This is a genomic window from Burkholderia sp. Ac-20353, assembly GCF_017104785.1.
In the GTDB taxonomy this organism is placed as follows: Bacteria; Pseudomonadota; Gammaproteobacteria; order Burkholderiales; family Burkholderiaceae; genus Burkholderia.
Map to the genome: position 1 here is coordinate 19,154 of NZ_JAAGPL010000023.1, position 19,815 is coordinate 38,968.

Sequence of the window (19,815 nt, forward strand, 5' to 3'; positions counted from 1 at the left end):
GTCCGGGTAGATGAAGGGCGTCATTGCCTCAGGAAGGAAATTCGAACACAAAGTTGTGTCGACAATCTCTACGATCACCCGAAGGCGACATGTAGGAGATGTGTGCTGAGTCTAGTGGGTCCGCGTCAATCGTGTCAATGAAAGGGAGCGGACACTCGGGTCAATACTAGACTCTCGCGAGAAACGGATTCGGGAGGCGCTGCTCGCTGTTCGCGACCTATTATGACGGCTCGCTGCGACCTATAGGTAGCGGCCCTCTACGGTAGAATCCGTGGCAAAAGAAATTTTCAGGAGTCGTCGTGTCAGGCAACAAAAATACCGGCATTCAAGCACTTAGGGCACTCGCATGCGCCCTGGTCGTGCTGCAGCACGTCACGTATTTCGCTTGTGATGCCAACGGACTCAATTACAAGTCTTATCTTCCTATTGATCTTGGTCAGATAGGGGTTGGAATTTTCTTTGTGATTTCAGGATACGTCATGGGCCTATGCATGCATCAGGGCAAGGCATTCCTGTGGAACCGGATTACCAGAATATACCCACCGTACTGGATAGCCATCGCGATTAGCGCCCTCATCTTCATGCGCCCCGGATCCGGATGGGTTTTTGACCTAAAATCAGCATTATTGCTTCCAACATCGGAACTAAACACCACATATCGCATTCCATATTGGACGCTATGCTACGAAATGGCGTTCTATTCCATTATCTACATCTTGATCCTATGCAACGCAAGCAAAAGGGGCGCACAATTATTTTGTGTCGCGTGGCTTTTGGCGATCGCCGCATTCAACATCTATCACCATAATCCGGATGAATCCGCAATGCAGGATTGGCTATTTGTTGCACAGCCCGGGAAATGGATTTTGCTATCTTCGTACTCTGCATTTTTTGTCTTCGGCCTTTTTATTTCCAGCAGCGATCCATCTCAATTCAAAAGTCTAGATCCATACCTGCTAGTCATGGGGTCAATTTCCGTATGGGTTATAATCTTCGGCATAAAATTTACTTTCCCTGTCGCATACTATGTTTCGACAGCCGCTTCTTACAGCCTCGTTCTGATTGCATCCCTAAGAGCTTCGTTTGGAACGATATTGTCCAGGCTGGGAGACTACTCATACGGGTGTTACCTCATCCATATCGCGGTGATTGTCGCTGTGGAGAGCCAATTGAAACCCTATGCGGAGCAACTCGGATTCGCTGCGACCTGGTGCCTGCTGCTTGCCTGTGCGGCATCCGTCGGATGTGCGTATGGTTGGCTAGAGCACAAGATACACCTGAGATTCACTGGGCGACTTCTGAGAAAAAACCGAACATCGGAACGCGCCACATCAATGTCTTAAGAAAGCTCGCTCACTCAAGCTGGAGCGGGCACACTCATTTGGCTTACGGTATCTAATGAATTGAAGTAAGCGATGTAGCGTGAGTCAGCCGAATCGATGGCCCCTTGATTCGGCCAATTCACATCATCCTGTCGGCACGAGAATACTAAGGTATCGAAGCGACATTATTTTTGGCCTTCGCTGGCGATGGACCTTCTCTGCGAATGGCGCTGTCCAGTATCCGCCACGGATGTTCTGTCCAGAGTGTGACCATCAGTTCAATGGCGCAGATTTCAAATACGCGGAGCCAAATGAAAATGTATGGCGGATCAATTGCGAGAATTGTGGCTATGAGGGAAAGGTGCCCATGACCGCCGACTTGCCACGTAGGATCAAGGCGGAGGTAGAGCGCAGACTCCGCACAGGCGTCTGGAAACAAGCCACATAACCTGCACAGCTTGCAGGTGGTAGGCCGGATCGTCTTCACGGTCGAGTGCCCCACAACCCGTATCCATACGGTACATGGATCAGCGCCAGAGCCTTACTGGTTGGGTCTCGGAGGGAGTCAAGTTCTCCTGTCCCGAACCCACACCTTCCAGAGCACGCATGCGGCTCCGTACACGGGGCGCACGGGCGCGAGCGGGCGGCGTAAGGCCGCGCAGAAGTCTAGGCCATTTTTGTGGCGGGGATAAACTCGCTCATCCACTAACAAGGAGCAGCGCGTATGGAAAGGGCAAGCTGTACCGGCACTTCGAGTCAGAGCATTCACCTGCCCCAGGTGCGGCGCGTACGCAGAGATGAGATGGAATCAGGCGCAATTAGGACCGAGCACCCTCCTTCCGGTCTACAGCGCGGTATGCAGGGCGTGTGGGGAGCCTAGTTGGTGGCTGGAGGACGTGCGCGCCGCTGGCCTCAAGATCGGCTACATGATGTGGCCTGCCAACGTCACCGCTCCGAGAGCGCACCCCGACCTTTACCCCGACCTCCAAGCGGACTTCGAGGAAGCCCGATCAATCTCGAAGGCTTCTCCTCGTGGTGCTGCGGCATTGCTGCGCCTTGTGATCGAGAAACTAGTAAAGGAACTCGGTGCGGAAGGCGACAACATCAACACGATGATCGGCGACCTCGTGAAGAAGGGTCTGCCCGTTCAGGTACAGCAGGCGCTCGATAGTGTGCGTGTGATCGGGAACAATGCAGTCCACGCCGGGAAGATGGATCAGGCGGACGTGGAGGCCACGGTCAACCAACTGTTCGGTCTGATCAACATTATCGTGGAGCAGCAGATCACACAGCCGAAGAAGATCGCCGAACTGTTCGGGGCGCTGCCCAAGGGTGCGCGAAACGGGATCGAGAAAAGGGACACGAAGCCGGCGTAGCTCTCTGCAGTGCCCGCAAACAAGCACAGAGTTTGGGCCGGCTACAGATAGATCGGGAGCGCCATCAATGCGGCGGTCGCAGCACCGTCGTCCCCGAAGCTCTCCAGATACTCGTGCTGTCCCGGCTTCACTCGAACCTTATCGGTGTGGCGGTACGAGCCGGGATCGACGCCCTCTACGATGACGTACACGGTGTCACCGCCTACGATCAGATTGGCAACATCGTGATAGGCCATCACCTTGCCCCCATCCAATCCGATGTTTCCGTCCTTGTCCTTGCTGAACTGATGCAACTTCGCCTCGGCCACTTCACCCACCGCCGCGTCGAGCTTAATCATCGAAATACCGTAGTAGCTCATTGCGGCCCTCGATCGGATTGATAAGACGGTTAACTGCTGATCAAGTATAGACGTGGCTAGGACAGCGGGCATCAGATTCGGCCCGCACGGGCGCAAGCGACGGCGCATTGCAGCACCCGGCAGTTTGCGCGGGACGCGCCCGGGCGAAGTAAAATCTCGCCACACTCTCGCCACAGTGAGAGTGCATTCGATCCTAATCAAGCGGTGCAAGCGAGATTGTAAGTGCTTGAACAAGCGAAGAATTCTGGCCCGCCCTACACGATTCGAACGTGTGACCTACGGCTTAGAAGGCCGTTGCTCTATCCAACTGAGCTAAGGGCGGTCGCGGAAAAGAAGACACGGCCCCGACGCGGGCCATATTGCAAGCAGACGAAGCAAGCACAAACAAAACGGGCCCGGTGTGAACCGAGCCCAAAATTATACCCGATCACGGCGCCGAATCATCCGGAATCGGCGCACCGGCCATCACACCGGCTGCGGATGCATCATGAACCAGCCCAGGAAGAACACCCCCGCGACCGCGCAATACAGCCCGAACGACGCAAGCCGGCCGCGCCCTTCGAAATAGCGCATCAGGAAACGCACGCTCAGATAGGCCGCGATCGCGGTCAGCACGCCGCCGAGCAGCGCGTCGGCGAGCTGGTCCGGTGCATGAAACAGCTTCGGCAGCTCGAGCACCCCCGCCGCGAAGATGATCGGCGTGCCGAGCAGGAACGAGAATTCCGCCGCCTTTTCCGCGGTCAGCCCCGCCGCATTGCCGGCGATCATCGTCAGGCCGCTGCGCGAGAAACCGGGAATCAGCGCGCCGATCTGCGCAAGCCCCACGAAAAACGCCTGCTTGAACGTCAGCTTCTCGGGCGCCTGGTGCGCACGGCTGCGCTGGATGCGATCGCCAACCCACAGCAGCAAGCCGTTGACGATCAGCGCGAACGCGACGATGCGCAGATCATGAAACACGTGCTCGATGCGCTTCTCGAGCAGCAGACCGACGAGCCCCGTCGGAATCGTGCCGATGATGAGCGCCCACATCAGGTGCCCGTCGTCGTTCTTGCGGCCGCCGAGCGACGCGAAGAAACCGCCGATCAGCGCGATCCAGCGCGCACGGAAGTACCACAACAGCGCAAACGCGGTGCCGAGGTGAAGTGCGACGAGAAACGGCAGCAACTGCGGTGCGTGCTTGTCGATATGCATGCCGAACAGCCCGGGCACGAGCAACGTATGGCCGAGACTGCTGACGGGGAAGAGTTCGGTCACGCCCTGCAGGACGCTCAGGAAAAACAGAAACCAGAGACTCACGCGTCGGTCCTCTAAACAGAGATAAAAACAGGAAGGGATCCGGACGACGCGGTGCGCCGCCGGCAAGCGCGCCCCGATTATGCCCAGCCCACATTACCGAGCCAAGGCATTTGACAGCATATTGCCGCAATGCACACAAACGCTTGCAATATGTAAGGTGAAAGAAAGCAAAAAGCCCGCCATTTGCATGGCGGGCCTTGCAGATTCGGTAGCTTTTGCCGTCAGCGGCCGAGCTGGTAGAAAAACAGCACCGTGCTGCCGGTGAACATCCCAAACAGTGCGAGTCCCATTGCCATTGCCAGATCCATGTCCGCTCCTCGAAGTGTCATGACCCGGCAACACGACCGGTTTAATGCATTATCCCGACGCTCGACCCTTGCCAAAACTCGCAATTTCCCGAGAAGGGTTTTCCCCGACCGATCCGCGCCCGATAATAGGGCTCGTCACGCAACCGGCGCCACCAGCGCCCCGCGCCGGCGACACTCCGCTCACCCGCCCATTCCCGATTCGCCATGCCGATCTTCCAGCAACACGAGATTCACGAACTCCACGCCGGCCCGTCGCTCGTCCGGATCGCCCCGCAATGCGGCGGGCGCCTGCTGTCGTGGGACATCGACGGCGAACCCGTCATCTTCTGGCCGGACACGGCAGACTGGACCCAGCTCGCGCGCGTGCGCGGCGGCAATCCGCTGCTGTTCCCGTTTCTCGGCCGTCATCGCGTCGACGGCGAAATCGGCCGCTGGCGCGACGCGGCGGGCGTGGTCCGCGACCTGCCGATGCACGGCTTTGCGCGCGACCTGCCGTTCGCGGCCCAGCCATCGGCCGACGGCGCCGCACTCGCGATGACGCTCGATGCGAGCGACGCACCGCACGCCGGCTACCCGTTCGATTTCCGCTTCGAAGCGAGCTATCGGCTCGCCGACGCACACACGCTCGACGTCGCGCTGACCACGACCAATCGCGGCGACACGCCGCTGCCCTACTACGCCGGCCACCACTTCTATTTCGCGCTGCCGCACACGGAACGCGCGCAGACGACGCTCGAACTGCCGCCGACGCATCGGCGCGAACAGCTGGCCGACGGCACGATCAGTACGCCGGAGCCCGGCGCGCCGCGCTACACGCTCGACGAAGCGTGTATCCACGATCGCTTCCACTGCCTCGACGGCGCGTCGTCCGCACCGGTGCGGATCGTGATGCCGGGCCGGCGCCGCACGATCGAGATCGCGCTTGACGTGCCGGGTTCGATCCCTTGGTATGCGGTCACGACGTGGACGGAAAAGCCGGAATCCGACTTCTATTGCGTCGAGCCGTGGCTCGGCCTGCCGGACGCGATCCACAACGGCCTCGGGCTGCGGATGCTGGCGCCGGGCGCCACCGAAACGGCGGCATTGCGCATCCGCGTCAGCCCGCTCGCAGACTGACTGCAAGGCTGAATACAAGGCTGACGCATCCCCACCGGACAGGCCCGCGACGGCGCCAATCTGCGACTCGCGGGTCGAACCCGTTAAAATCGGACGTTTTGTGTCACCTGCCGCGCGACGCGCGGCGGGGTTTTGCGAGGTTCAATGTTCGGAACAACAACGAAGCGATTCATCGTGGCATCGGTCGCCGCCCTGCTCGCCGCGTGCGGCGCCGCACCCGTCGGCCCCGGGTTTTACCGAGTCGAGCGCGGCGACACGCTCTCCAAAATCGCACGCTCGAACCGCCAGTCGGTGCAGAACATCGTGCGCTGGAACCAGATCACGAACCCCGATGCGATCGAAGTCGGCCAGGTGCTGCGCGTCGAACCGCCGCCGGGCACGACGACGACGTCGTCGAGCATCGGCACCGGTAGCGCCGGTCGCAGCCGCCCGGCGCCTGCCACACCTGCCGCTCCAGCCGAGTCGGCTGTGAAGCCGGCGACCAGCATTGCACTGATCTGGCCGGCGCCCGGCAGCGTGGTCCGCACCTTCGACGGCGCGAAATCCAAGGGCATCGACATCGCGAACAGCGCCGGCACGCCGGTGATCGCCGCGGCGCCGGGCGTCGTCGTCTACGCGGGCAACGGGCTGCGCGGCTACGGCAACCTGATCATCCTCAAGCACAACGCCGACTACCTGACCGCGTATGCGCATAATCGCGCGCTCGTCGTGAAGGAAGGCCAGCAGGTCACGCAGGGGCAGACGATCGCCGAGATGGGCAACACCGACAGCGACCGCGTCGCGCTGCATTTCGAGCTGCGCTACGGCGGACGTTCGATCGATCCGTCGCGCTACCTGCCAGCCCGCTGAGCGCGAGCGCGCGGCGACACACGGCATGCGGTGCCGCGATGCACCGCATGCCGCGTCGCGAATGTGGTCAATGGGAAGTCAATCAGCGCTTGCGCAGACGGCCGGTCAACCGTCCGCTCAAACGACCGGATAACGGATCGACGTGACGCGCAAATGCGACCAGCGCACCGATCCCGATCAGGCTGAACCCCGCAGCTATCAGAAGCAAATCCATGGTCATTTCAGATATTTGACATGATCTTATGCGTCATTTTCAAATCGTGCACTGAAGCGGCCTTCGCACACGAGTCGGAATATTCCCTAAGATTGCTTACAGTGTGATTCCAGTCGCATGAAGAATCTGTGTAAGCGCGATCCGGCCATCGCGCCGCCGCCCTCCGGAGACACCCGATGCTGCCTGCCGCCGATCGTTACGATGAGTTGCTCTCCCGCTTCAGATGGGCCGTTCCGGCGCGCTACAACATCGCCGTCGACACGTGCGACAAGTGGGCCGACGGCAGCGGACGGCTCGCGCTGATCCACGAAACGGCGCAAGGCGACGTCACGCGACTGACCTTCGACGACCTGAGGAATGCCTCTAACCGGCTCGCGAACAGCTTCACGCGCGCCGGCCTGCGTCGCGGCGACCGGATCGGCATCTTCCTCGCGCAGGGTCCGGAAACCGCCGTCGCGCATCTCGCCGCATACAAGCTCGGCGCGATCGCGGTGCCCCTCTTCACGCTGTTCGGCACCGACGCGCTCGAATACCGGCTCGCGAACAGCGAAGCGGCGGCGCTCGTCACCGACGCGGCCGGCTACGCGAAGATCGCGCCGCTGCGCGCACAGCTACCCGCGTTGCAGACGGTTTACTGCATCGGCGACGACGCGCCCGATGCTCCACGCGTGCTGCGCTACGCCGCGGCGCTCGCCGCCGAATCCCCCGACTTCACCGCTGCCGACACGGCGGCCGACGATCCGGCGCTGATCATCTACACGTCGGGCACGACAGGCAAGCCGAAGGGCGCGCTGCATGCGCACCGCGTGCTGCCTGGCCACCTGCCGGGCGTCGAGATGTCGCAGCAATGCTTCCCGCGCGACGCACGCCTGTTCTGGACACCGGCAGACTGGGCATGGATCGGCGGCCTGCTCGACGTGCTGCTGCCGTCGTGGCATCACGGCGTGCCGGTGCTCGCGCGACGTTTCGAGAAATTCGACGGCGAAGCGGCATTCGACCTGATGGCGCGCCACGGCGTCACGCACACGTTCCTGCCGCCCACCGCGCTGAAGCTGATGCGCGCCGTGCCGCGGCCGCGCGAACGCTTCACGCTGGCGCTGAAATCGGTCGCGAGCGGCGGCGAATCGCTCGGCAGCGAACTGACGGCCTGGGGGCGCGACGCGCTCGGCGTGACGATCAACGAGTTCTACGGGCAGACCGAGTGCAACATGGTGCTGTCGTCGTGCGCGGCGCTGTTCGCCCCTCGGCCGGGTGCGATCGGCAAGGCCGTGCCCGGCCACGAGGTCGCGATCGTCGATGCGCAGGGCACGCCGCTGCCGCCGGGCGTCGAAGGCCGCATCGCGGTGCGCGCCCCCGACCCGGTGATGTTCATCGAATACTGGCGCAATCCCGACGCAACTCGCGACAAGTTCGCCGGCGACTACCTGCTGACGGGCGACACGGGCGTGCTCGACGCCGACGGCTTCGTGCGCTTCGTCGGCCGCGACGACGACGTGATCACGAGCGCGGGCTACCGGATCGGCCCCGGCCCGATCGAGGACTGCCTGCTCACGCATCCCGCGGTGCGGATGGCTGCCGTCGTCGGCGTGCCCGACGCAACGCGCACCGAGATCGTCAAGGCGTTCGTCGTGCTGAATCCCGGCTACGCGGGCGACGATGCGCTCGTGCAGGCGCTGCAGGCCCACGTGAAGACGCGCCTCGCCGCGCATGAATATCCGCGCGCGATCGCGTTCGTCGACAGCCTGCCGATGACGGCGACCGGCAAGATCGTGCGGCGCGCGCTGCGCGACGCATAAGCAGCGCATAAGCGGCACATTAGTTGGCGCACGGCCGGCAAGGCCGGATGGTTTATAGTGGCGCTCAGTTGCCGTCACTACTCGAACATGATGTCCTCCGACCACGAATCCGCCGCGGGCGCGTCGCACAGCCCGCTTTACGCCAAACTCCTCGGTGAAACCGCAAAGATCGACTGGTGCGATCTCGAGCGCTTCTTTGCGCAAGGCAAGCTGCTTTCGGTCGCGCGCGATCTCGACCTCGTGAGCGTCGCCGAGGCGATCGCCAGCGACGACAAGGAGCAGGTCACCCGCTGGCTCGCCGCCGGCCACGTCGCCCGCATGCCGGCCGACACCGCGCAGGACTACGCGGCACGCAATCCGGAACTGTGGGCGGTCGTCGTATCGCCGTGGGTCTGCGTGCAGGAACGCGGCTGACGCGGCCGCCATGTCCGATTCCGCGTTATTCGACGCCGCCGCCGCTGCCCGGCCGGCCGCTGCCTCGCACCGGCGTGTCCTCGCGCTTGCGTTCCCGATCGTCCTCGCGAACCTGACCCAGCCGATCCTCGGCGCGGTCGACACGGCTGTCGCCGGCCATCTCGACGGCGCGCAGTATCTCGGCGGGGTCGCGCTCGGCGGGCTGTTCTTCAATTTCGTGTTCTGGGGCTTCGGCTTCCTGCGGATGGGCACGACCGGCCTCGTCGCGCAGGCGCACGGCGCGCGCGACGACGACGGCATCCGGCTGAGCGTCCTGCGTGCGCTCGTCGTCGCGTTCGCCCTCGGCGCCGCGGTGCTGGCGCTGCAGACGCCGCTGCTGTCGTTCACGCTGGCCGCGCTCGGCGGCAGCGACGCGGTGCGTGCCACCGCGCTCGCCTACGGCCACGCACGGATCTGGGCCGCACCGTTCGCGCTCGCGAATTACGTCGTGCTTGGCTATCTGCTCGGCGCGCAGCGCGTGCGGCTCGCGCTCATCGTGCAGGTGTTCATCAACGCGATCAACATCGGCGCGGTGCTGCTGTTCGTGTACGGCTTCGGTTGGGGCATCGCCGGCATCGGTGCGGCGACTGCCTGCGCGGACGCGTGCGGCTTCGCGCTCGGCGCGTGGCTGCTGTGGGAACTCCGGCCGCGCGGCCTGCCGCCGCTCGCGGCACGCATGCTCGTCGACCGCGCGGCGCTCAGGCGTCTGATCGCGCTCAATCGCGACATCTTCCTGCGCACGCTGTGCCTGCTGTCCGTGTTCGGCTGGTTCGCGCACCTCGGCGCGAAACAGGGCGACGCGACGCTCGCCGCGAACGCGCTGCTGCTGAACTTCCAGACTTTCATGGCGTACGGGCTCGACGGCTTCGCGCACGCGGCGGAAGCACTCGTCGGCGCAGCCGCCGGTGCACGCGAGCGCAGCGCGTTCCGGCAGGCGGTGCGCATCACGCTGTTCTGGGCCGTGCTCGGCGCGCTGGCGTTCGCGGTCGTGTACTGGGCGGCCGGCGGCTGGATCGTCGGACGGCTGACCGACCAGGCCGCGGTCCGCGAGGTCGCGGTGCGCTACCTGCCGTGGGCGGCGATCTCGCCCGTCGTGTCCGTGTGGGGATTCCTGCTCGACGGCGTGTTCATCGGCGCGACTCAGACGCGCTCGCTGATGCACGCGATGGCGGCATCGCTCGCAGTGTTCGTCGCGGCGACCTATGCGCTTGTCGGCACGCTCGGCAACCACGGCCTCTGGCTCGCGCTGCTGCTGTTCATGGCTGCGCGCGGCGTCACGCTCGCGCGCTACCTGCCGGGACTGTCGGCACAGATCGGCGACGCCGCACCAGCCGCGCAGGCGCCCGCCACCTGATTGGCCACCTGATCGCCCGCCTGACTGCGCGCCCGACTACAGCGCCCGATTTACTGCGTGGCGGCCGGCGGCGCGGTCAGCATCGACGGCGGCGTCATGTCGGTCGGCACGCCGTGATAATCGGCCGGATCCTGCGGCGGGTGGCCGCGTCGCGCCTGGCGGGGATCGTCGGCGCAGCCGGCAAGGATCGATGCGGCCAGCACGGCCAGCATGAAGCGGGTCATCAAATCGGGCTCCGGAAAGGACAGCGCGCCCATCGCGCGCTTGGGTCGCGCCGAGTCTAACGGAATTCCGGTTTCGAAGTCGCGCGTCTCATGTCCTACTATGTACTCCATGGCGCTGTGCCGTAAAAAGGAGGCTGCCATGACGTCTGAGGAAATTGCCGGCCTGATTGGCCTGTTCATCGGCTTGATGGTACTGATTGCGCTGTCGCTCTTCGAGGCGCGCGAATACAAGCGCTCACACGACGGCGAAGGCATGATCCATCACTGGATGGCGGAGCACCACCTGCTCGACTGGCGGCGCAAGCACTAAGCCGCGCAAGTACCAAGCCGGCTGCGCCGCTCTCCCCGCTCCGACCCGTGCCGAACCCGGGTCGCCTTCCGGCGTGCCGCTCGCGGCGCGACGATCGCGCTGTATCGCGCGAATTAATGGGGTCTGGTTTCACACCTGCTGCAGAATGAAAAGCGCCGCTGCGCGGTTCGTCACCGTGCAGCGGCGTTCGCATGTGCGCCCGTCGCCGGGCACACATCGCGTGCAGGCGTACGCTCAGCCGAGGAAATGCCGTGCGTAGCGCGCGTTGATGTCCGACAGGCGGAACAGCGTCAGGAAATCGGCGCAGTTGAAGTCCGGATCCCACGCAGGCGCGCCGCAAATCTTCGCGCCGAGACGCAGATAGCCCTTGATCAGTGGCGGCGGCGCAACGGCCGTGCCGGTCTGCAGTTCGTCGACCGGCAACGCCGTATGCGGGAACGCGCGATACTCGGGCGCGGTCAGCGAGTTCGCCGGCAGCGACTGGTACAGGTTGGCCGCATAGTGGCCGCCATCGGCCATCGACACGCTCGCGCAGCCGAGCATCGTCTCGTAGCCGTTCTGCATCATGTACGCGCCGAGGCCGCCCCAGAGCGCCATGATGACGGCGCCGCTGCGGTAGTCGCTGTGCACGCACGAGCGGCCGACTTCGACCATCTTGCCGCGCAGATGCGTGAGGCGCGACAGGTCGAACTCGCCTTCCGCGTACAGGCGCCCGACACGGGCGGCCTGGTGCGGCGGCAGGACGCGATACGTGCCGACGACCTTCAGGGTGTCGAGATCGCGGACCAGCAGGTGATCGCAATAGGCATCGAACGGATCCACGTCGAGACCGGCGGGACCGCTGACCTGCGCACCCATCTCTTCGGCGAACACGCTGTAGCGCAGGCGCTGGGCCTCGCGCAGTTCGTCTTCGGTGCGCGCCCACGCAGCGCGCAGACGGAATTCCGACGTGACGGTTTCAGCGGCGCGCGGCAGGTGACGCCGGCCCGAATCGAGGGGGAGCGAGGCAAAGGGGAGCGTAGGCGTCGGCAGTTCTCGCATTAGGCTTTCCTGGTCGTAAGGAATAAGACGACATGCCCGCCAATGTAGTAACCGGCCGTGACCGTTATGTGGCACGACCGTGTCCGTTCAATGACGTGTCGCCGAATTGACTTTAGCAGAAAGCCTGCCGATACGTATGATCAATCCCGATCAGACCAGATCCGGCGACAGCGCAGCGCGCAAAACCGCCTGCCGGCTGCCGTCCCGCGTGCGGCTCGCGAGCCACACGATCGCGCCTTTTTTCACGCTCCAGCTGTCGTCGCTGTCGGCGATCAGCCGCGCGGCGACGCTGCCGAGTGTCGGCTGATGACCGACGATCACGACCGTCGGCGCGATCCCGTCCGGCCAGCCGGCCGCGGCCAGCACGTCGTCGACGTTCCCGCCGGGCGCGAGCGCGTCGACGGTACGGTACTGGTCGGTCAGCGCCTCGACCGTCTGAACGGTGCGCGCCGCCGGGCTCGCGAGAATCACGCTGTTGGTTTCGAGCCGGTTGCGCAGCCACTTCGCCATCGCCTGCGCGTCCTTGCGCCCGCGCACGGTCAACTGACGCGCGAGGTCGCTCGCCGCATTGTCTTCCGCCTCGGCATGGCGCCACAGGATCAGGTTCATCATGATTGTCTCCGTTGTTTGTGACCGGCCTGCATCCGCCGCGTCAGGCAATTATCATCGCGCTGTTGACCGAGCGCGGGATTAAAGGGTAGAATCTCGGATTCGTCGGAGCGTAGCGCAGCCTGGTAGCGCATCTGATTTGGGATCAGAGGGTCGTAGGTTCGAATCCTATCGCTCCGACCACGATATGCAAGGGTTCCATGGCACTGCCGTGGAACCTTCCCAATAGAAAGTCTAGCCGGTGCCATGGTAAAAACATGGCGCCGGGACAGCCGAAAGCCCGCCATCGCGCGGGCTTTTGCGCATTCAGAGCCGGGCGCCGCGACGTGAAATGCCGGCAACCCAGTACGGTTGCCGGCCAGTTGAGCCAATCCGGTGCCAGTCATACCGGCCGGTCTCGCGTCAATGCGTACACGGGCCGACATGCTTCATATCGGTCATGTCGATACCGCCTGCATCGTCCAGAACATATCCCCACAGACCGGCTCCGTGATCGCCATTCAGCACGCAGTCGCTGAACTCCGGGAGACTCCTCAACCGCCCGTGAACCGGCATGCCATTCGCAACACGGCCTTTGTCGAGCGCATCCATGCTGTACAGACGGTCGTTGAACAGCATGAATGCGGACACCCCGCTGACGGAGCTGAACGTGCCATGAAGAAGAAAAACGACAGCGTTGCGCGCATTCAGGCCTTTGATGGCGATTTTTTTACTTCCCTCGATTGATCCACGAGGGATGACGAGCATGCCGTCCTGAATCCCGTATCCCCCGCTGTCATTCTGGCCGGTGGGCGCAACGCACCGCAGGTCTGGCTGCCCCGGAATCGGGCAAACCGGCGTCACGACGGAAAATTGATCGGGGCTGAGTCCATCTATCTTCCTGAAGCTCTGGTCGAAGACATTCTTACGATCCGCATAAAAGGCCTTTGACAGAATCTTGAGCTCTCCGTCGACCTTGTTCAGCCACTTCACGCCGTCGGTGTAGTCGACACTGAATGCGTTTTCGCCGTTGATCGCCAGATCGCTGACATTCAGGATTCGGTCTTCGAAAACCCGAACCGGATAGGCGGTCGACATTCCCTTTGCTTCCCTCCCGTCAAAAAAGACATGATTCGCGTCGAGCGCCCATTTGTCGTCTTTTGAGCCTTCGGGAACAAAGCACTTGAATGATTGGATGTCCGCACCGACGACCCTGAAAGGCGTGTCGTCGGCACTGCCTTCTTCATGGCTATGGTCACTCGTCAGATAAAAAACCGATTGCCCGTCCGTTGCATAGGTAGGACTGCATCCTGCTACGAGATCGAACTTCGGCGTGGACGTGACCTGGTAGTAGTAGCGGTAGCGATGCACTTCGTTGTGCCGTGCTGCCCGCGGAAGAAAGCATTGTGCGTCGAAACCGGCTACATCGCCGCGGCCGCAGTATGGACCTTGATACACATCCTCGCTGCGTATGAAATACCCCTTCTCGTTCACAATCGCAAACGTTCCCGCTTGCCGCGCGCCGGAGCCTTCATCGTTGTAGTCGTCCCAAGTCTGCCGCTGGGCGCCCATCACTTTCGCGTTGTGCGTCGCGCACGCGCTTTTCCTGACTTCCTTCCACGACGTCCGCTTCCCCGAGAATTCCTGGCCCGGAGCGGGAACGTACCAGGTCTCCTCACATGTTGAAGTCGTATGCGCGTGAGCCTGGGAGCTGAAACCCGAAATGGCACACAGGGCCAGGAAAAGAACTTTCAAGCGTTTCAATTCATGAGCAAGCGAGAGATATGGCTTCATCCGTTCTGACCAGATTCCGGGATGTTTGATATAGGGAATTGCGTCGGCGGATGAGTCTGCCTGACAAATAAACTCACAAGATCGAGCCAGCTATAGGCATTGATAGGCTAAAGTACGGAATAGTCGTCTTACTCCGATCTCGCCAGTGAGCGATCAACAACAATCTACAGGAGAATTGTATGGCTACCTATCAGAAGCTGAAAGAGCAAGCCGCGGATCTATTGCGTCAAGCGGAAGAAGCGCGACTCGCTGAACTCGAGGTCGTGCTCCAGGAGGTCCGCGCACGCGTTGCCGAATACGGGCTGACCCCCGAACAAGTATTCGGGCGCAGACGTGGAACAAGTAAAAGCACTGGCGCAAAGCCAGCGCTCGCGCCGAAGTATCAAGACCCGAAGACCGGTGCGACCTGGTCCGGACGAGGTCGCGAACCCGGCTGGATCAAAGGAAAGCGTCGGGAGCGGTTCCTGATCCAGGAATAACGCTCATCGCGCTGTTGATTGCGCAACGACTGGCGAACGAGCCGCCCGACATCCGGACGCACTCGTTCGCCGCGATTCAATGCAATCCAGCCAGCCCAAATTCTTGTGCCGGATAGCCCGACGCATTGCGGACTGATGCGCCGGCAAATTCGCGTCCAAATCGCCATTCCGCTCGAGCCAATCAGTGGCGCGCAAGCGGTTTATGTCCCGTCGCCTTCAACGCGGCATTGATATCGGCCCGCGTGTTGATGAATACGCCACATTGGCCAGGGTAACGGCTAGGACTACTGCACATAGGGCGAGTCCTATAGGGCGAGTCCTGAGTACTTCATCATCGGCAATACTTGTGGAAGAAACGAGTCGAACGAGTTGTGTGTCGGCGCCAGCAGTGATGGCTGGCAGATTCGGACAATCTCGCGTCGTACACTGGCAGCGATCGGCACGCTCGCCACGGAATGTCCGGGAAACGCGATAATATCCGCTACCGACCCTCACCACCGCATGAAAAACTTCTCGCAAGCCGCCCTCATCAGCGCGCTGCTGGCCATCGCGGCACCGGGCATCGCGTCCGCCAAACCGCTCGACGCCGCGCTCGACTGCCATTCGAACGGCCATGCGTTCGTCGCGCCGCTGCTCGCCGCCGGCGACCTGCAGCCGGAGCCGATGCACGTCGAATCGAACTCGGTCAACGCGTTCCGCACCGAGCACGACCTGACGGCGTATGGCTTCGGCGTCTATGTCGTGCTCGGCTATCAGGCGAACGATCCGATCTTTCGCCAGGGCAGCGGCACGCCGATCGGCGACTGGGCTTACGGAGTCGTGGTCAAGGGCACGAAGGGCGCGGTCGAGGCTGCCGTGCGCAAGGCCGGCAGCGACGCAACCGTCAAGCAGGCGTTCCCGTTCCTGACCGCGATCGTCTGCTCGTCGGACTGAGCGGTTTCACGCAGGCAGGTCAGACGCAGGCCGCACCCGACCTGCCAAGCCGACCTACGCTACCCCATTACGCGCCCGTATACACCACGCGACACGGAATGCCGACCTTCTCCCATTCCGCCGCCTCCTGGCTGAGGCTGTAGTCGGTCAGCGGATTCTGCTCGACCCACGCGCCGGGCAGACGCACTTCGTACCCACCCTTCTTCATCTGCGACACGGAAATGTCCGGCAGCCCCGCATCGGTACGGCGGCGGCACAGCAGCGCGGCCAGACGCAGACAGAACAGCAGCGGCCACTCGACTTCGCGCGCCTGCGACAGCTTGCCGAGCTTGCCTGCATGGCCGAGCACGAGCGCCGCGAGGCGCGCCTGGTCGGTACGCGAGAAACCCGGCATGTCCGCATTGCTCGCGATGTACGCGGAATGCTTGTGATACGAGCTGTGTGAAATCGACAGACCAATCTCGTGCAGCGCCGCCGCCCAGCCGAGGAACATCCGGCTTTCCACGCGGAGTTCGTCATCGGGCTCTTCGAGTTGGTCGTAGAAGCGCACCGCCAACGCGGCAATCCGCTCGGCCTGCGGGCGATCGACGCCATAGCGGCGCGTGAAGCCCTCGACGGTCACCGCGCGCATGTCCTCGTGCTGCGCGCGGCCGAGCAGGTCGTACAGCACGCCGAGGCGCAGCGCACCGTCGGTCGTGTCGACGTAGTCGATGCCGAGTTCCTCGAACACCGCGAGCATGATCGCGAGGCCGCCTGCGAGCACCGGCACGCGGTCGGGCTTCAGCGCGACGAGCTTCAGCCGGTTGACGTTCTCGGACTTGATCAGCGCGCGCTTCAGGCGCTCGAGCCCGCCACGCGAAATCCCGTGCGACACGCCGGGATCGTTGAAGCCGTTCGCCTCGACGAGCTCCGCGAGCGCACGCGCGGTGCCCGACGAGCCGATCGCCTGATCCCACCCCGCCTTCTTGTATTCGCCCGAGATGATCTGGATCTCGCGCTTCGCGGCGAGTTCGGCCTGCCGCATCGTGTACTCGTCGACGTTGCCGGCCGGGAAAAATGCGCGGCTGTGGCTCACGCAACCGATGTACAGGCTCTCCATCACGAGCGGCGTGTAGTGCGAGCCGATGATGAACTCGGTCGAACCGCCGCCGATATCGACGACGAGCCGCTTGCCCGCGCTCGCCGGCACCGAATGCGCGGCACCCGCATAGATCAGGCGGGCCTCTTCGCGGCCCGCGATCACTTCGATCGGAAACCCGAGCGCCGCTTCCGCCTCGACGAGGAACTCGCTGGCGTTCTTCGCGACGCGCAGCGTGTTGGTCGCCACCGCGCGCACGTGATCGGGATGAAAATCGCGCAGCCGTTCGCCAAACCGCTTGAGCGCCTCCCAGCCACGCTCCTGCGACGCGCGATCGAGCATCTTGTCGAGCGACAGGCCCGCGGCCAGCCGCACCGGCTCGCGCAGCGCGTCGACAGGATAGATCTGGCTACCGGCCGGCGTCTCCTCGATGCGTCCGACAATCAGCCGGAAGCTGTTCGAGCCGAGATCCACGGCAGCCAGCAAGTGGGGGGTTGTAACCATCAGAAGGGGGCTCCGTGCGCGTTCGACCGCGGCGATCAGGCACCGCGGGGCAGTCAGTCAAAGGCGACATTTTAAGCGTGGAACGCCTGCCAGTGTCACGTTCGGCGGGCATGCACCCTGCAGCATTGTATATAGGCGAAACATTTATGAGACGAAACGTTTCCATCGTAGAATTTGCTGAACCATAACGATTTTTGTCATTTGCACGTCATCACACCGTGAGAGTTTCCGAGCGTCCTTTCGAGTCATTGACCGACCCATCCCCCACTCTGCCGATGTCCGTCCGATACCCGCTTCTCAATCGTGAACTCGGCATCCTTGGATTCAATGAGCGCGTCCTCGCGCAGGCGGCCGACCCGCATGTGCCCCTGCTGGAACGCCTGCGCTTCGTCTGCATCACGAGCAGCAACCTCGACGAATTCTTCGAAGTCCGGATGGCCGGCCTGCAGGAGCAGCTCCGCGACAATCCCGGCGCGCTCACGCCCGACGGCATGTCGTTACAGCATGCTTACGGCCTCGTCGTCGAGCGCGCGCAGCGTCTCGTGCACCGCCAGTACACGATGCTGCACGAAACGGTGCTGCCGGCGCTCGAACAGGAAGGCATCTACTTCCACAGCAGCGACACGTGGAACGACGAGCAGACCGAATGGGCGCGGCGCTATTTCTTCGACGAACTACTGCCGGTGCTCACGCCGATCGGCCTCGATCCCGCCCACCCGTTCCCGCGCGTGTTGAACAAGAGCCTGAACTTCGTCGTCGAGCTCGAAGGCCGCGACGCGTTCGGCCGCCAGGCCGTGATGGGCATCGTGCAGGCGCCGCGCGCGCTGCCGCGCGTCGTGCGCATGCCGCAGGCGCTGTCCGGCTTCGAGCACGGCTTCGTGCTGCTGAGTTCGTTCATGCAGCGCTTCGTCGGCGAGCTGTTTCCGCAGCTCGTCGTGAAAAGCTGCAACCAGTTCCGCATTACGCGCAACAGCGAGCTGTTCGTCGACGAGGACGAAATCACGAACCTGCGCGTCGCGCTGCAGGGCGAACTGCCCGCGCGCCATCTCGGCAATGCGGTGCGCCTCGAAGTGTCGGCCGATACGCCCGCGCATATCGTGCGGCGCCTGCTCGACGAAGGCGGGCTCAGCGAGAAAGACTGCTATCGCGTGATCGGTTCGGTGAACCTCGTGCGTCTGATGCAGATCCCCGACCTCATCGACCGTCCGGACCTGAAGTTCGCGCCGTTCACTGCATCGATTCCGCCCGCCATTACGAATGCGGGCACGATGTTCGACGCGATCGATAACGGCGACATCCTGCTGCATCACCCGTACGAAAGCTTCCAGCCCGTGCTCGAGCTGTTGCAGCAGGCAGCGAAGGATCCGAGCGTGGTCGCGATCAAGCAGACGATCTATCGTACCGGCACCGACTCGCCGCTGATGGATGCGCTGATGGAAGCCGCGCGCAACGGCAAGGAAGTGACGGTCGTCGTCGAACTGCTCGCGCGCTTCGACGAGGAGACCAACATCAACTGGGCGTCGCAGCTCGAAGCGGTCGGCGCGCATGTCGTGTACGGCGTCGTCGGACACAAGTGCCACGCGAAGATGATGCTGATCGTGCGGCGCGTCGTGAAAGCCGGCAAGGCGTCGCTGCGCCGCTACGTGCACCTCGGCACCGGCAACTACCATCCGCGCACCGCCCGCCTCTATACGGACTTCGGGCTGATGACGGCCGACCAGAAGATCTGCGAGGACGTTCATCACGTATTCCAGCAACTGACCGGGATCGGCGGCGAGCTGTCGCTGCACGAGCTGTGGCAGTCGCCGTTCACGCTGCATCCGCGCATCATCGACGCGATCCGCGCCGAAACCGAAAACGCGCGCGCCGGCAAGCGCGCACGCGTCGTCGCGAAGATGAACGCGCTGCTCGAGCCGTCGGTGATTGCGGCGCTGTACGAAGCGTCGCAGGCAGGCGTGAAGGTCGACCTGATCGTGCGCGGCGTGTGCGCGCTGCAACCGGGCGTACCGGGGCTGTCGGACAACATCACGGTGCGCTCGATCGTCGGCCGCTTCCTCGAGCATCACCGGATCTACTACTTCCACGCGAACGGTGCCGAGGACGTGTATCTGTCGAGCGCGGACCTGATGGACCGCAACCTGTTCCGCCGCGTCGAGGTCGCGTTCCCGATTCGACAGCGCAAGCTCAAGCACCGCGTGATCGCCGAGGGTCTGTCGGTGTTCCTCGGTGACAACCAGTGCTCGTGGACGATGCACAGCGACGGCCACTACCGGCGCCGCCGCGCGGGCAAGGCAGTGCGCAACGCGCAGCTCGGCCTGCTCGCGAAATTCTGCTCGTGACGCGCATCGCGCGACCATGAAAAAAGCGCACCTCGGTGCGCTTTTTCTTTTCCGATGCCCGCGCACGTCACGCGCGGCACCC

20 protein-coding genes and 2 tRNA genes are annotated in these 19,815 nt (G+C 63.2%); 12 read left to right on the forward strand and 10 right to left on the reverse strand.

The features are described from left to right. The first annotated feature begins 299 nt into the window (after window positions 1–299). Both G3N94_RS10780 and G3N94_RS10785 read left to right on the forward strand, forming a co-directional pair. On the forward strand, window positions 300–1,343 hold the full coding sequence (locus G3N94_RS10780) for an acyltransferase (protein WP_205792370.1): 1,044 nt from the start codon (window positions 300–302) through the stop codon (window positions 1,341–1,343). Between the two features lie 875 nt (window positions 1,344–2,218). Next, window positions 2,219–2,698: a DUF4145 domain-containing protein gene (locus G3N94_RS10785; protein ID WP_205792371.1), complete on the forward strand. Its 480-nt coding sequence runs from the start codon at window positions 2,219–2,221 to the stop codon at window positions 2,696–2,698. A 41-nt stretch (window positions 2,699–2,739) separates the two neighbouring features. On the opposite strand, the gene G3N94_RS10790 is transcribed toward G3N94_RS10785, so the two are convergent. From G3N94_RS10790 to G3N94_RS10805, 4 genes are all read right to left on the reverse strand, one after another. Next, on the reverse strand, window positions 2,740–3,057 hold the full coding sequence (locus G3N94_RS10790) for a hypothetical protein (protein ID WP_241021748.1): 318 nt from the start codon (window positions 3,055–3,057) through the stop codon (window positions 2,740–2,742). 245 nt (window positions 3,058–3,302) lie between these two features. Next, window positions 3,303–3,379 (reverse strand) — tRNA-Arg (locus G3N94_RS10795). Window positions 3,380–3,522: 143 nt separating this feature from the next. Further along, entirely contained in the window at window positions 3,523–4,353 is an 831-nt protein-coding gene (locus tag G3N94_RS10800) for an undecaprenyl-diphosphate phosphatase (RefSeq protein ID WP_205792372.1), read from the reverse strand. A gap of 221 nt (window positions 4,354–4,574) precedes the next feature. Further along, window positions 4,575–4,682 (reverse strand): UDP pyrophosphate phosphatase, encoded by a 108-nt coding sequence (locus G3N94_RS10805; protein ID WP_205792373.1) that lies wholly within the window; start codon window positions 4,680–4,682, stop codon window positions 4,575–4,577. A 183-nt stretch (window positions 4,683–4,865) separates the two neighbouring features. Here G3N94_RS10805 and G3N94_RS10810 point away from each other — a divergent pair, with 183 nt between their 5' ends. Both G3N94_RS10810 and G3N94_RS10815 read left to right on the forward strand, forming a co-directional pair. Further along, window positions 4,866–5,777, forward strand: coding sequence for an aldose epimerase (locus tag G3N94_RS10810; protein ID WP_205792374.1), 912 nt, complete (start codon window positions 4,866–4,868; stop codon window positions 5,775–5,777). A 144-nt stretch (window positions 5,778–5,921) separates the two neighbouring features. Next, a complete protein-coding gene (locus tag G3N94_RS10815; protein WP_205792375.1) occupies window positions 5,922–6,626 on the forward strand; it encodes a peptidoglycan DD-metalloendopeptidase family protein in 705 nt (234 codons plus the stop codon). Between the two features lie 82 nt (window positions 6,627–6,708). Here the strand turns inward: G3N94_RS10815 and G3N94_RS42940 are convergent, their stop codons facing one another. Further along, window positions 6,709–6,840 (reverse strand): hypothetical protein, encoded by a 132-nt coding sequence (locus G3N94_RS42940; protein ID WP_277398536.1) that lies wholly within the window; start codon window positions 6,838–6,840, stop codon window positions 6,709–6,711. Window positions 6,841–7,016: 176 nt separating this feature from the next. Between G3N94_RS42940 and G3N94_RS10820 the strand changes: the two genes are divergently transcribed. The 3 genes from G3N94_RS10820 to G3N94_RS10830 all read left to right on the forward strand — a co-directional run bounded on the left by G3N94_RS10820 (window position 7,017) and on the right by G3N94_RS10830 (window position 10,443). After that, the gene (locus G3N94_RS10820; RefSeq protein ID WP_205792376.1) at window positions 7,017–8,636 is read left to right on the forward strand and encodes an acyl-CoA synthetase; all 1,620 of its coding nucleotides are present in this window, start codon (window positions 7,017–7,019) and stop codon (window positions 8,634–8,636) included. A gap of 90 nt (window positions 8,637–8,726) precedes the next feature. Next, window positions 8,727–9,050, forward strand: coding sequence for a DUF2288 domain-containing protein (locus G3N94_RS10825; RefSeq protein ID WP_205792417.1), 324 nt, complete (start codon window positions 8,727–8,729; stop codon window positions 9,048–9,050). Window positions 9,051–9,060: 10 nt separating this feature from the next. Then, window positions 9,061–10,443, forward strand: coding sequence for an MATE family efflux transporter (locus G3N94_RS10830; RefSeq protein ID WP_205792377.1), 1,383 nt, complete (start codon window positions 9,061–9,063; stop codon window positions 10,441–10,443). A gap of 50 nt (window positions 10,444–10,493) precedes the next feature. Here G3N94_RS10830 and G3N94_RS10835 read toward each other — a convergent pair whose 3' ends face one another. Beyond that, window positions 10,494–10,808, reverse strand: coding sequence for a hypothetical protein (locus G3N94_RS10835; protein WP_205792418.1), 315 nt, complete (start codon window positions 10,806–10,808; stop codon window positions 10,494–10,496). Between G3N94_RS10835 and G3N94_RS10840 the strand changes: the two genes are divergently transcribed. Continuing rightward, window positions 10,807–10,977, forward strand: coding sequence for a hypothetical protein (locus tag G3N94_RS10840; protein WP_205792378.1), 171 nt, complete (start codon window positions 10,807–10,809; stop codon window positions 10,975–10,977). The genes G3N94_RS10835 and G3N94_RS10840 overlap by 2 nt on opposite strands. Window positions 10,978–11,211: 234 nt before the next feature. Here G3N94_RS10840 and G3N94_RS10845 read toward each other — a convergent pair whose 3' ends face one another. Further along, a complete protein-coding gene (locus G3N94_RS10845; RefSeq protein ID WP_205792379.1) occupies window positions 11,212–12,018 on the reverse strand; it encodes a GNAT family N-acyltransferase in 807 nt (268 codons plus the stop codon). Window positions 12,019–12,168: 150 nt separating this feature from the next. Further along, on the reverse strand, window positions 12,169–12,630 hold the full coding sequence (sixA, locus tag G3N94_RS10855) for a phosphohistidine phosphatase SixA (RefSeq protein ID WP_205792380.1): 462 nt from the start codon (window positions 12,628–12,630) through the stop codon (window positions 12,169–12,171). Window positions 12,631–12,733: 103 nt separating this feature from the next. Here sixA and G3N94_RS10860 point away from each other — a divergent pair. Further along, window positions 12,734–12,810, forward strand: a tRNA-Pro gene (locus tag G3N94_RS10860). 219 nt (window positions 12,811–13,029) lie between these two features. On the opposite strand, the gene G3N94_RS10865 is transcribed toward G3N94_RS10860, so the two are convergent. Then, complete coding sequence (locus G3N94_RS10865) at window positions 13,030–14,400, reverse strand: DKNYY domain-containing protein (RefSeq protein ID WP_205792381.1); 1,371 nt, start codon at window positions 14,398–14,400, stop codon at window positions 13,030–13,032. 179 nt (window positions 14,401–14,579) lie between these two features. Here G3N94_RS10865 and G3N94_RS10870 point away from each other — a divergent pair, with 179 nt between their 5' ends. Then, entirely contained in the window at window positions 14,580–14,879 is a 300-nt protein-coding gene (locus G3N94_RS10870) for an H-NS histone family protein (RefSeq protein WP_205792382.1), read from the forward strand. Between the two features lie 501 nt (window positions 14,880–15,380). Then, complete coding sequence (locus G3N94_RS10875) at window positions 15,381–15,812, forward strand: hypothetical protein (protein WP_205792383.1); 432 nt, start codon at window positions 15,381–15,383, stop codon at window positions 15,810–15,812. A gap of 67 nt (window positions 15,813–15,879) precedes the next feature. Here G3N94_RS10875 and ppx read toward each other — a convergent pair whose 3' ends face one another. Continuing rightward, on the reverse strand, window positions 15,880–17,394 hold the full coding sequence (ppx, locus tag G3N94_RS10880; RefSeq protein ID WP_205792384.1) for an exopolyphosphatase: 1,515 nt from the start codon (window positions 17,392–17,394) through the stop codon (window positions 15,880–15,882). A 275-nt stretch (window positions 17,395–17,669) separates the two neighbouring features. Between ppx and ppk1 the strand changes: the two genes are divergently transcribed. Next, window positions 17,670–19,733 (forward strand): polyphosphate kinase 1, encoded by a 2,064-nt coding sequence (ppk1, locus tag G3N94_RS10885; protein WP_205792385.1) that lies wholly within the window; start codon window positions 17,670–17,672, stop codon window positions 19,731–19,733. Window positions 19,734–19,815 lie beyond the last annotated feature (82 nt).

What these genes read in the sequence shown, in the direction of transcription:
- G3N94_RS10845 (WP_205792379.1), bottom strand. Translation starts at nt 12,018, where the DNA reads ATGCGAGAACTGCCGACGCCTACGCTCCCCTTTGCCTCGCTCCCCCTC.
- G3N94_RS10875 (WP_205792383.1), top strand. Translation starts at nt 15,381, where the DNA reads ATGAAAAACTTCTCGCAAGCCGCCCTCATCAGCGCGCTGCTGGCCATC.
- G3N94_RS10840 (WP_205792378.1), top strand. Translation starts at nt 10,807, where the DNA reads ATGACGTCTGAGGAAATTGCCGGCCTGATTGGCCTGTTCATCGGCTTG.
- ppk1 (WP_205792385.1), top strand. Translation starts at nt 17,670, where the DNA reads ATGTCCGTCCGATACCCGCTTCTCAATCGTGAACTCGGCATCCTTGGA.
- sixA (WP_205792380.1), bottom strand. Translation starts at nt 12,630, where the DNA reads ATGATGAACCTGATCCTGTGGCGCCATGCCGAGGCGGAAGACAATGCG.
- G3N94_RS10830 (WP_205792377.1), top strand. Translation starts at nt 9,061, where the DNA reads ATGTCCGATTCCGCGTTATTCGACGCCGCCGCCGCTGCCCGGCCGGCC.
- G3N94_RS10805 (WP_205792373.1), bottom strand. Translation starts at nt 4,682, where the DNA reads ATGACACTTCGAGGAGCGGACATGGATCTGGCAATGGCAATGGGACTC.
- ppx (WP_205792384.1), bottom strand. Translation starts at nt 17,394, where the DNA reads ATGGTTACAACCCCCCACTTGCTGGCTGCCGTGGATCTCGGCTCGAAC.
- G3N94_RS42940 (WP_277398536.1), bottom strand. Translation starts at nt 6,840, where the DNA reads ATGGATTTGCTTCTGATAGCTGCGGGGTTCAGCCTGATCGGGATCGGT.
- G3N94_RS10810 (WP_205792374.1), top strand. Translation starts at nt 4,866, where the DNA reads ATGCCGATCTTCCAGCAACACGAGATTCACGAACTCCACGCCGGCCCG.
- G3N94_RS10820 (WP_205792376.1), top strand. Translation starts at nt 7,017, where the DNA reads ATGCTGCCTGCCGCCGATCGTTACGATGAGTTGCTCTCCCGCTTCAGA.
- G3N94_RS10865 (WP_205792381.1), bottom strand. Translation starts at nt 14,400, where the DNA reads ATGAAGCCATATCTCTCGCTTGCTCATGAATTGAAACGCTTGAAAGTT.
- G3N94_RS10870 (WP_205792382.1), top strand. Translation starts at nt 14,580, where the DNA reads ATGGCTACCTATCAGAAGCTGAAAGAGCAAGCCGCGGATCTATTGCGT.
- G3N94_RS10815 (WP_205792375.1), top strand. Translation starts at nt 5,922, where the DNA reads ATGTTCGGAACAACAACGAAGCGATTCATCGTGGCATCGGTCGCCGCC.
- G3N94_RS10790 (WP_241021748.1), bottom strand. Translation starts at nt 3,057, where the DNA reads ATGAGCTACTACGGTATTTCGATGATTAAGCTCGACGCGGCGGTGGGT.
- G3N94_RS10825 (WP_205792417.1), top strand. Translation starts at nt 8,727, where the DNA reads ATGTCCTCCGACCACGAATCCGCCGCGGGCGCGTCGCACAGCCCGCTT.
- G3N94_RS10835 (WP_205792418.1), bottom strand. Translation starts at nt 10,808, where the DNA reads ATGGCAGCCTCCTTTTTACGGCACAGCGCCATGGAGTACATAGTAGGA.